The sequence below is a fragment of the Amycolatopsis sp. NPDC023774 genome (genome assembly GCF_040639695.1).
Taxonomy (GTDB): domain Bacteria; phylum Actinomycetota; class Actinomycetes; order Mycobacteriales; family Pseudonocardiaceae; genus Amycolatopsis.
The window spans coordinates 1-10,441 of record NZ_JBFAAJ010000070.1 but is presented as its reverse complement, the minus strand read 5'-3'; the positions used below and the strand labels follow the sequence as shown (position 1 = coordinate 10,441).

The following is a 10,441-nucleotide window of genomic DNA, read 5'->3' as shown; positions in this document are numbered from 1 at the left end:
GGAACGAACGCTGCCACCCCTTCATCTGGACCAAAACCGCCGACGAGATCCTCAAGAAGGTCAACCGTCAGACCACTTCAAACACAGACCACTAGGCGGGCACGTCCCGTATCCACGCCGACCTGCACGAACGCACGCCAAGCAGCAGTGCTCGTGGCTACGCCCCACAGTAATCTTCAGCCGCAGGTCTCCCTTGTAGATCACGTGCTTGCTGTTGTGCTTACTGGTATGCCTCGGCCGCCCCTTCGTCCCTTGCCTCCTTGCGCAGAGGAGTGCCCTGAGCCGATCACGCGCGGTCCTGGACTTCCACGATTTCCTGTAGTCGGGTGGCGGCGTGGGTGAGGGGGATGGCTTCCTGCTCGATTCGGCGGAACGGGGTAGGGCCCGAGGTTGCGATGGTGTTGTACGCGGTGGTCTCGGCTTCGGTCAGATGCGGAAGGGTCACCGGTGACGGCTTGATGAGACGGCCGGCTTTGTCGTGGTTGACGCCGTGCTGGGCGTAACGGTCCAGATCGCTGGCATCCATGAGGATGAAGACGACAGACTTCGCCGATGCTCCGCCCGGGGCCAGCTCACCCAGCGCGGCGCGGAACTGGTTGAGGATCGCGTACCCGTCAGCGTCGATGTCGCCCCAGTAGATGACGTGGTCTGCGGCGCGGATCCAGGGCACGTTCGCGAGCAGCGCGGCTGCGGCCTTGCCGCCGCCCTCGACCACGATCGTGTCCTTCACTGGTGGGAACCAGAGTCGTGAGTCGCGGTTCTCGACGACGAGGACGATGCGTGGCTGGTAGGCGATGTCGTGTACGTCACCGGTGGTCCAGGCGTCGTGCCGGCGGCGGCCCGGTGCAGCGTGCTCAGGGTCGGCATAGGTCAGGTGCATGACGGTCAGCCGGGGCCGGACTTCGTCCCGAACGTCGCGTCCGGCGACGTCGCGCAGCAGAGTGCCGTAGGTTTCGAGCCATTTGGTGTGCATCCCGGGGACCGGAAGTTGCCGCAGCGTCCATGCGCCGGCGTCGGGGTGCTGGTGTAACCAGGTCACAGCGCGGACCAGCACCTCCACGTCGGCTACTCGAAGACGGGAGACTGCCCGAAGTGTGGCCGAGGTGAGGATTGCACCGGCGGATCGCAGCGCCGACGCGAGAGCACGGGCGCGGTTCAAGTCCGCAGTGGGAGACTCAGCAGCGTGACGGGTGTTGGCTACCAGCGACACGGCGCCGTTGAGATCCGCGACGAGCGTTGCGGGGAAATCGCTCGCGACTCCGCGAATGGTCACAGCTTTGCGAACGAGTTCCACGCCGGCGGGGAGTTGGTCGGAGAACTCGCGCCACCGCATGTGCCACTCGTGCCAGGTGGCGTATCCGAGCTGCTCGACGGCTTTGCCCGTCGACACACCGGGGCGGAGTGGGACGGAGAACACGACCTGGTCACCGATGTCGTGCTCCGCGCACACGGCTTCTGCCCACTTCTGATCGATCTTGCGGCGGACGACTGCGACGGCGTCCTGCGGGGTGACGAGTGAGCTCATGCGTCCGGAACACCGACTAGGGGCTTCGCCCAGGATCGGCCCTGGGAGTTTTTGAGGATCAGGTATTCCGCGTCTACGTGCGGTTCGATCGCGCTGTGTTTGTCGTTGGGGGCACCGATGATGAGCTGGAAACCGAGGCCGCGCCACGCGCCGATAGCCCGGCCAGCGAAGTGCGCGTCCGCCTTGATCAGTGCCTCGTCGAGGAACACCGGCGCGTAGCGGGGGCGTGCGGCGCCCGCGTCGCCCAGCTGGTACCGGAGCGCGGCGCCGACGATGAACGCGACCAGCTCCTGCGACTCGCCGCCGGACTTCTCGCCGATGTGGTCGTACACGGCGACGTGCCCACCGTCGAGATCGCGTTTCTCGGCACTGATCCGAACATGGTTGCGCACGTCGACGAGGTCGGCGAAGTCCGGCGCGGTGCGTCGGATGCGGTCGATCACCTTGGCCATCCGGTGATAAGCGCGTTCCCGGTCGTCGTCGGTTGCCGCCTGGTCGATAAAGGCACGTACGTCGCGCAGCTCCCTGCGGAATCGGGCACGCACCGTGGAGTGGCTCTCCTGGGGGTCGATACGCAGCCGGTGGCCGTCATCCGCGAACGGCAGTTCGGCGAGGATGCTGTTGACCGGGTCGATCCGGTCGCGGATCTCGCGGACAGCGGCGGCGAGCTCGCTGTCCAGGCCGGTCAGGTCGTTGCCGGACAGTTTGAGCAGGCTGTCCCGCCACTCGGTCTCGAGCTCGTGCAGACCGCTGGTTTCCAGATCGGTGAGCAGGCGGTCGAAGTCGCGGTAGGAGGCGTCCGCGTCGACGCCGAGGTTCGGGTTCGGCCAGCGCTCAAGGAACGTCGAGAACGTGTCGAGCAGCGCCTTCTTCGACCGGCCGATCGTGTCCGCCGCAGACTGCCGGTCGGTGCGGAGCCGCTCGGTGGCCCGTTTCACTGCCGCGTCGAACTCCGCGAGGGCCCCTGCCGACGCGGCATCGTCGGGGCTGTTGAATAGCGCCTCCAGGTATGCCTGGTGTTCCTGACTGACATCGGCGCCTGTCTCTGCGGCCGTGTCGAGTGCCAACTGGGCGCGGTCCACCTCGTCGGCGGTCGACTCCCAGGACTCACCGAGCACCTTCGCGGTGTCCTTCTGCCGGCCGACGCGCTCGGTCAGTTCCCTGACCTTCTCTTTGAGGTCGTCGACCTGCTGCTGTAGCTGGTCTATCTTTGGATTGTCGAGGCGGACCTCCTCGACGACGCGGGTCCAGCGGTCCTGTTCTGCCTTGACCGACTCGACGTCCACCTGGTCCCAAGACAACTCGGTCAGGATCCGGTAGGCCGCGCGCCTGTCTTCGAGCAGGTCAAGGCTGTTAACCGCTCGCGACACCGACGCGGCGGCGGCGTCGAGACGTTTCTCCGCCGAGTCGATGCGGTTGCCGAGGTCGGCAAGCAGCCGGCTGTTGGTGAAACCAAGCATGTTGGGGCGACCCTGCCCACCGTGGGCACCCCGGCCACCTTCGGATGTCTGGCCGGTGATCGTGAGGGCTTTGGAGTGGCGCGCCAGCAGTGCAGGGGTCTCTACGCAGACGAAGTCGAACCGGCGGTCGAGCTCACTCTTCAGCCAGGCGGTGAACGGCGATGGGCGATAGTCGAGCCGGCCGGGAAGCGTCTTTCCGTCCAGACCCACCTCGTCGCGCAGGCCGGTTCGCACACCCTCGAACTGGACCCGCCGGGCGGTCGGGACGGAGTTGATCGCCTCGCGGAATGCGCCCAGCCTGCCGAGGTCGATCAGCATTCGTGTGGCGAATCCGCCGAGCGCCAGGTTGAATGCCTCACGCCACGGCTCAAACTCCGTTCGTACCTCGATCAGCTCACCCACGAACGGCAGGTCTTGCTCCGGGTCGAGTCCGGCTGCCTTGGCCAAGACCGCACGTGCCGTGTGCAGCTCCGTCGGAATGTTGCCCTTCCGTGCCTTGACCGCCGCGTGTTCGACGCGCCACTTCTCGAGGCCCCGTTCGGCTTCCTTCTTTTCCGCCATGGCCTCGGCGAACTGGTTCTGAGCAGTTTTCCTCGCGTCGGAGTCGGCGACGAACCGATGTGCGGTCTCGACCAGCGCAGCAAAGTCATCGCCGGTTGACATGGTGGCGTCGATCGTGGCGAGCGCCCGATCCAGTCGTTCCCGCGCACGTTCGACGTCGCCCAGTCGCTGCTCTACGTTGCGGATCTCCCGGAGTGCGGTGTCCAGGCGGTCACCGCCGGAGGCGCGCAGCGTGGCAGCCACCCCTTCGCGCTGCGATTCGGCTGCCTTGACCAAGGCGATGGTCTCCGACAGTTCCTCCTTGGCCCGGCGGTGCCGCCGGGACAGATCCATTTCGGCTGCGCGCAGCAAGTCGAGCCGGCGTTCATGACGCCACAACGCGGCAGGGGATGACGTATCGGTGAACGATCCGACCTCGTCGATCAGGCGCAATCGATCCACCGCGTCGTCGATGGTGCGCCGGTGTTCGCGGATCGGCGTCAACGCCTTCACCTGCTGGCGGGCGACGATCATCCTGGCCCGGGTGCCAGACAGCTCATCGAACTGCTGCACCACCGCGTCCGCGGTGGCCAGTGTGGACGGCTCCTCGAGGACCATGGTTTTGTACAGAGCGTCGACGGTGGTGATCTGCTGACCGGCCTGGATCCGACCCAGCAGAGCGACCGCCTTGTGCCCGTCACCCGCGGCGCCGATGCCGAGCGCGGTGTGCAGCCGCGCGGTGAAATCCCGGTCGGTGCCGAAGCAGGTCAAGCCGGTCGCCTCGACTTCGACACGGCCGAACTTGGCGACAGCCGGGCCCTCCAGCTCTCGCAGTTGGTATCCGTCGTCGCAGGTGGCGCGCACCGCGACGACGTCGTCAAGGCTGCGAGCGGACGAGGGCACGTACCAGGCTCGGAGCGCGGTGAACTCGGCACCGGTGTGGTCGGCCCAGGTCATCGCGATGGCTGACCAGGTGTCGCGTTCGTCTCCGCGTAGTACCTGCGACGTCGTCTCGCCGTCGGTCCGGGACTCGTCGAGCTTGCCGCGCGCATAGGACAGGATGTTGCGTTGGTCCTTGCCCCGGGGCCTGCCGACCACGCCGCCGTTGGACGCTCCGTTGAAGGGAGTCGTGTGCGGCATGAGCAACGCGATGTAGGAATCCATCAGCGTCGACTTGCCCGATCCGGAGCCTCCGCTGAGCAGCGTTGCGCCGGGTGCGAGTCGCAGGTAGTGGTATCCGTCGTAGCCGCCCCAGTTGACCAGTTGCAGGTCCCGCGCCACCCACTGCTGGCCCCGCGACGCTGCCGGAATCAGCCCAAACAGCGTGTCGATCATGCTCACGCCGTGGCCTCGTTCCGTTCGCGCAACCATTGCTCCAGTTCAGCAAGCTTCGCGGTGTTCAGCACGACCTCCACCATCGGGGTAATCCGGTACCGGCCTGCGGATTCCTCCGTGAGCAGTCCTTCGGTGACCAGTCGCTGCACGGCGTTGCGGATCTCCTGTTGGCCGCGGGCCATGTTGTGGTCGTTGGGGCCGAAGTAGGTCAGCACGGTCTGCTCCAGCTCCTCGATGTCCACTCGAGCGGACGTCTCGCCCGCGCCGCGTTCCCGTTGGAAGACGGTCCGCAGGTGCACCAGTACCAAGGTCTCGGCCCGGTTGTAGGGGTCGTCTTTGAGCAAGATCGGCACGTCCAGCTCCACCGACCGCACCTGCTGCTTGTAGGCGACACCCCGCTCATGGTCGACCACCAGCCGCACGAACATGTCGTGCAGTCTCGACTCGAGGATCTGCTGGTTCTCCAACAGCGTGCGCCACTGCGCCGAGTTCTTCTCGGCCAACAGGAACTTGCGCCGCAACAACTGGACCAGCACCCGCCGCACGTCGGCATCCAGCGTGCCGGCGTCGCCGGCGAACAACTCGGATGGATCGTCCTCCATCGAGACCGGGGCGATAAATCCGGCAGCCGTGCCTGCCGACCAGCCGTCGTCGGCGCCCTCCGACTCACTCATCAGCATCGCTCCTGTCTGCGCTCGCCGGGTTCGCCGCCACCACTCCGCCGAGGGCGAACCGGCGACGGGTCCGGTCGGGCCGGACCGTGTCGACCACCGCGACCTCGGCCGTCTCGGTGATTCCGGCGTCATGGGCGATCTCCAGCAAGCCGAGCAGGTCGACCGGCCGCTGGATATCCTCGACCGCCGCGCGGAACGCCGCCGCGACATCCACGCTCTCCGCATCGCCCGCGAACGCCGCCAAGTGCGCGCGCAGCTCGGCGTATCGGGGGCCACCCCATGCCCGGGTATCCGCAGTCGGTACATCCTCGGCCTCGTCCCATTCCCGCAGCGGCGTGGGCGGTTGTGGTGGCCGCAGGTCGTTCATCCGTTGCCGCAGATGCCCGACGTCGGCCACCGGAAGGCGACGGAGCGGTTCGATGGCCTCGCCGCGGCGTGATCTGGGAACCCACTTATGGAAACCGGACATCACGTCTCTCAGTAGCTCATCCACCTGGCGGTCGCGCATCGGATCGTGGTTGCGGACCTGGGTGGTGATCACATGGGATGCCTGCCGCTGCGCGGTCAGCACCTCCTTGACGCCTTGTTCGATTCGGCGCGAGATCTCGGTGAGCTCCCTCCGCTGCTGCTCCGCCAGCAGATCGGTGAACCGGTGCCGTAGCACCGTGCGCAGCCGGCTCCACAGGTCATCGATCTGCGCCGGGTCGCCAATCAGACGCAACGCCCCCGCGAACGCACGGCCTTCCGGGGTCGCGTCCAGGATCCGCTGGCCCCGGGCCAGGTACTCGCGGAGCACCTCCCCGGTCGGCCGCACGTCGTGCCGCAACTCGGCGACGACGTCGCGCTGGATGACTTTGATCGACTCCGCCACACGAGCGAAGTCCGCAGGCAGCTCCCGCGCCAGGTGCAGCACATTCTCGGCCGCCTCAAGCAACTGCTCGTCCTCGACGGAGTCGACCTCACCGCCCTGTTCGAGCCGAGTCAGCTCCTTCTGACGCTGCTGGATCTCCTCGTGGAGACGCGCCATCCTGGCCGTCGCGTCCGGATCGGTGTCCTGCGCAAGCCGCTCGATCGCCTCCAGCAACGTCCTGACCCGGGACTCCGACACCCTGGTCCGCACTCCACCAACCCGCCCGGCGACCTCGAGCGCACCGACGCCATACGCGGACAGCCGGTACACTTCGACGTCGTCGTCGGACACCTGCCGCACCAGCCACCCCGCCTGCACCCACTGCCTGCACAGGTCTCGCGCGTTCCCAGCAGGCAGCGGCTGGTTGTCCTCGTCGCCATAACCCGCAGCCCGCAATTGGTCAAGGGCGTCGTTGATCTCTGCGTGCGAGTCCGCCACGGCCACCATCGGCCGCTCCGCGTTGAACACCATCGCCAGGACCGTCACCACGAACGGTGCGTGTGTCTGGTGAAGCAGGGCCAGCATCGGGTTTTGAAACGCCCGGAGCGCGCCCTGGTAAGCGCCTTCTACGCCTCGTGTACCCATCACCACGTAGTGTAGGACGCGAGCGCAACGCAGTCAGCTTCCTCGATTACGGCCACTCGTGTCCGCGCAGCAATCGCGTTCCCCGAACAGGCGCCCTGTGAGATCGAGGAAGTTGAAGGTAGATGCGGCTGATCCCGGCCCATTCCCGCCGCTGGCCCAGCTGAACACCGCCCGCACCGCCCCGATCATCCAAGACCTACACGGCGGGGAATCGATCGCGACGGCCTGGTGGAGACCAACGCCGCCCAGGCAGTGTGGGGTCGAGAACCAGACACCAGTGGTGACGAAGGACTTCGAACGCCTCGAACAGCTCAACCGCGGATGCCGACGCGCTCAACGTCCCCAGCGGTGAACATCGGAGCCTCGGCAGCCTCGATGATCAGCGATCCGCACAGGTCGGTCCCAGCTCTCACCAGAACAGGTGCGCACGTTCGCCTGCGCAGAACCGGTGCGCAGCGACGAACAGGCGAAGGTAGAGCTGATCGAGTTTGAGGTAGTTGGGGATCAAGTCAGCGGTGGTCAACGTGGCCTCCCTGTATTCAAGGCCGGTGTCGGTGCGGGTGGCGTAGCGGGCGGGCACAGTGTCGGTGTTCCCGTCGGCGAGCCTGATCGCATCGTCCAGGGCGATGTCCACCAGGCCGGATACCTCGGCGTCGGCGAGCGGGATGTCTTCCAATGCAACGGCGAGAGGGATCAGGTGCCAGTGCTGGAACTCGCGTTCGATGTAGTCGGGAGCGAGGGTGACGGCGGTCTGCCGCAGGCCGATCGGGTGCAGGTCGCCGTACGCGACGGACAACCCCAGCTCCTCCTGAACCTCGCGCACGCCGTCGGGGATCGTCTCGCCGGCCTGGTAGTGGCCGCCGACGGTGATGTCGGCGTAGTCGGGCCGGTCGAAGCCGTACCGGCCCGGAGCCTTCTTCTGGAGGATGACACGTTGAGTGGCGGGGTTGACGGCGAGCGCAGAGAAGGTGCGGTGCCACAGGCCCTTGGCGTGGGCGGCCGCCTTGTCCTCGGTGCCGACGGGCTCGTAGCGGTCGTTGAAAACGTCGATCAGGTTCACGGTTGTTCTCGCGGGTGAGCGGCGGGTTGCGGCTGAAGTTGCCGTTAGTCTGTAAGCCAGAAGGAATCGGTGGGGCTCTCCGACGGTGACCCCGTGTCCGATTGATCGTCCGCACCACAGTAAAACATGATTGACAGCCTGCCCATGGCACCGGGTTGCGAAACATCCCTTAGCATCCTTCCATGCGACCTGAAGTGAAATTACATTTCACATCAGTTCACTCAAGGGGAATCGGTCTTCGCTTCCCAGGTTGCGAGTTCTCCACCAGGCATCGAGACGACCAGGAATCCGTCGGGTCCTGACACTGTCCATGCTTCGTATTCGTCGTCTGGCTCCACGTGGATCGTGGCTCCGTTATCGAACACAAGGCTCAGTGAGCCAGAATCGTCTGCCTCGGCCCTAGTTACGGCCTGATGAAGCAAAATCGCCATCGGCTGGAAAGATTCTTGTGGATCACTGTCAGGGGAAAGATCATATTTCTTCCCTGTCGATCTGAAGCTAAATGGTGACTCGATTCGTGCCGTGTAGTCGTCGGAGAAGTGCAGGACTGCGCTGTACTCAACCGTTGTGGAGAGTAGCTTCTTTCCCTCGAGGCCAAGATTCATGGCTACCATCCTTCCGGGGTCGGATACGATCCATCTGGGTTGCGCGGGATGTGCGTTTCGGCCCTGGACCCCGGCTTGCCGTCAAGCTTAACAGGCTGATTGTGTTCGTTCGTGAACTTGACGTAGCCGTTCGGGTACCGCGGATCTGCTCCGGGTTCCATGACGCGGACAGAATTCGAGTCACCGGAGGAGCCAGGTTTCTGCCACACGGTTCCTTTGCCGTTATTGGATGCTCGTGAAGACCAGCCGTCCTGCGCCCCCGCTGGCGGGGAGGAGTCCGCGGTGGAACTTCCCGCGCTCTCGCTGCTGCTGTTGGGTTTGACGGGTTCGACGTGGTCGTCGCCGGCGGCGTGACCTGCTAAATCTATGGCGGCAGCGCCCGTCATCGACGCCCCGGCCGCGATGCCGGCTGCGGACACGATGTTCAGCGGCACACCGGCGATCGCCCCCACGCCGGTCGCGTCCAAGAGTCCGCCCACGCCTTCCCCGGCGCTGCTGATCACCGTGAGACCGATACCGCCCACGGCGGTGAGGGTATCCAGCGGGTGGTTGAGCATGGCGTTCCCCGCAGATGCCATCGCGTTGACTACATCTGCGCCGGCTTGTGCGAGTGTGTCTCCGACGTCGTCGAGCCAGCTGGATTTCTGTGGTGCCTGACCTGCACGGTCGCGCAGTGTCTGCGCGGTGATGTTGCCGCTGTCCGTGAGCTGGGCGCGGGCTCGGTTGAGCGCGTCGCGAGCAGCTTGACGCTGTGGCTCACCCGGGTCGGTGAAGGGTGGTGGGGGCTGGTTGTTCGCTGCGGCCTGCGCAGCCGCATGGTCGTGGGAGGCCTTGGCTTGCTGGGTTGTGGCTTGGCCTTGATTCCACAGCGAGATGGCCTCGGCTGCCTGTGCTTGTGCCCACCGCAGCGTGCTGGCGTGGTCGTTGAGCGCCCCGCTGGCGGACTGCAAGGAGTCGGCTGCTGCGTACCACTTTCCGGGTTCGTAGGAGAATTTGTCGTGAAACGCTGACGCGGCGGGCCCTTGCCAGGCGCCGGTGTCGATCGCCTTGAGACCGTCGGCGGCATTACCCGCTTCGCCGGCGCGCGCCTGTAGGACGCGCGCGTTCTCTTCAATCGCCTCCGGTTTGCCCGGAATCAGAGCCACCGGATCCTGGGTTTCGCCAAGTTCAGCCACCCTCGACCGCCTGCTGTCCGGGATCGATCCGCAGGGTTCGGGCTGATGCATCGTCGATTCCGCGGTAGGCGTTCGCCGCCCTGGTCAGGGTGTCGCCGATCTTGTCGGCGTCGTCGGTCAGGATGTCCAGGCCGTCGGACCACCGCACGCAGAAGTCCATCAGCCCATCGTGCACACCCTGATGCCCATACAACTCCGCGTCACCGCACAGACTGCGAAGCTGGAACCCCTGCTGATCCGTGACACTGCGGCTGATTCCGCTTCCGGCCTCAGCCACTTTGTCGACATCGACATGGAACCCCGGCCCATCCACCACTGAAACGGCCCCCTCGAACACTCACAGTACTCGTGCATCATCCTCTGTGCCCATACCGTCGGCAAGCCCCCGACTACTCTCAGAAGAAACGTGCCTTCCTGGTGGGGTCTGTCAAACGAGCGGTGTAACTCGGGTTGAGTGAACTACTTGCGTCCGGCGGCGAGGCGGCCGTCGAAGGCGATCTCGAAGGCGTTCAATGCGGGTTTCCAGCGCATGGTCCAGCGTTTGCGGCCGGCGCCGGTGGGGTCCAGGCTCA

General features: G+C 65.7%; 8 protein-coding genes. All 8 read right to left on the bottom strand.

All coding sequences use genetic code 11. From position 1 onward, the window contains the following. Positions 1-286: 286 nt before the first annotated feature. Positions 287-1,525 (bottom strand): Wadjet anti-phage system protein JetD domain-containing protein, encoded by a 1,239-nt coding sequence (locus tag AB0F91_RS46185; RefSeq protein WP_360608721.1) that lies wholly within the window; start codon positions 1,523-1,525, stop codon positions 287-289. Beyond that, complete coding sequence (locus tag AB0F91_RS46180; protein ID WP_360608719.1) at positions 1,522-4,866, bottom strand: SbcC/MukB-like Walker B domain-containing protein; 3,345 nt, start codon at positions 4,864-4,866, stop codon at positions 1,522-1,524. The genes AB0F91_RS46185 and AB0F91_RS46180 overlap by 4 nt, the downstream gene beginning before the upstream one ends. Continuing rightward, positions 4,863-5,534, bottom strand: a complete 672-nt coding sequence (locus tag AB0F91_RS46175; protein WP_360608717.1) for a DUF4194 domain-containing protein — start codon at positions 5,532-5,534, stop codon at positions 4,863-4,865. The genes AB0F91_RS46180 and AB0F91_RS46175 overlap by 4 nt, the downstream gene beginning before the upstream one ends. Beyond that, positions 5,527-7,029: a DUF3375 domain-containing protein gene (locus tag AB0F91_RS46170; RefSeq protein WP_360608715.1), complete on the bottom strand. Its 1,503-nt coding sequence runs from the start codon at positions 7,027-7,029 to the stop codon at positions 5,527-5,529. The genes AB0F91_RS46175 and AB0F91_RS46170 overlap by 8 nt, the downstream gene beginning before the upstream one ends. A gap of 409 nt (positions 7,030-7,438) precedes the next feature. Next, positions 7,439-8,089: an NUDIX domain-containing protein gene (locus AB0F91_RS46165; RefSeq protein ID WP_360608713.1), complete on the bottom strand. Its 651-nt coding sequence runs from the start codon at positions 8,087-8,089 to the stop codon at positions 7,439-7,441. A 221-nt stretch (positions 8,090-8,310) separates the two neighbouring features. Further along, complete coding sequence (locus AB0F91_RS46160; RefSeq protein ID WP_360608711.1) at positions 8,311-8,694, bottom strand: DUF6188 family protein; 384 nt, start codon at positions 8,692-8,694, stop codon at positions 8,311-8,313. 2 nt (positions 8,695-8,696) lie between these two features. Continuing rightward, positions 8,697-9,869 carry a putative T7SS-secreted protein gene (locus AB0F91_RS46155; RefSeq protein ID WP_360608708.1) on the bottom strand — a complete coding sequence of 391 codons (1,173 nt, stop codon included), beginning with the start codon at positions 9,867-9,869 and terminating at the stop codon, positions 8,697-8,699. Next, entirely contained in the window at positions 9,862-10,206 is a 345-nt protein-coding gene (locus tag AB0F91_RS46150; protein WP_360608706.1) for a hypothetical protein, read from the bottom strand. Before AB0F91_RS46150 ends, AB0F91_RS46155 begins: the two co-directional genes overlap by 8 nt. Between the last annotated feature and the right edge of the window lie 235 nt (positions 10,207-10,441).